The sequence below is a fragment of the Vibrio sp. 1078-1 genome, assembly GCF_033340475.1.
In genome coordinates this window covers 1-546 of sequence record NZ_JAWOWM010000762.1, presented here as the reverse complement: position 1 = coordinate 546, position 546 = coordinate 1, and the positions used below count along the sequence as shown (strand labels likewise).

Annotated in this window: 1 protein-coding gene; it reads left to right on the top strand. The window is 48.4% G+C overall.

Annotation, left to right across the window (positions count from 1 at the left end; translation table 11 throughout):
- Window positions 1–546 (top strand): iron-containing alcohol dehydrogenase (locus R7190_RS29925; RefSeq protein ID WP_318138215.1); only part of this gene is annotated, 546 nt, incomplete at both ends.

The window sequence follows — 546 nt, the reverse complement described above, 5'->3', positions numbered from 1 at the left end:
AAGTCAGGGCAGGACAAAGTAAAAGTAAGTTTAAGAAGTCCGGACATGTTGGCTGACGTTGCGATTGTCGACCCAACATTGACTTATGGGACAGATCAATACACATCTGGACGAGGCGCTATGGATGCGTTTACGCATCTGATGGAAGCTTATGTGTGCGGCGAGCCGAATCCTCTCACTGATATGGTATGCGAAGAAGGGCTTCGTCGATTGAGTCGATCAGTGATTGCAGGCTGTAAGCAGGATAATCATAAGGCTCGTTCGGATTTATCTTTTGCGGCTTTGCTTGGAGGGATGGCGATCACTAACGCTAAGTTGGGCGCTGCTCATGGGCTAGCCTCTGCACTTGGTGGGAAACTTGATGCTCCGCACAGTGTGATAACTGCACGTTTAGCACCTCATGTGATGCAAGAAAACATCAATGCAGCAAAGCAAGCGGGCAGAAATGATGTGATCAATCGTTATCGAAAACTGGCTCAACTTGTCACGGACAGAGCGAATGCGAATGAACATGACGGCGTGCTTTGGGTCAAGATGGTGTTAGAT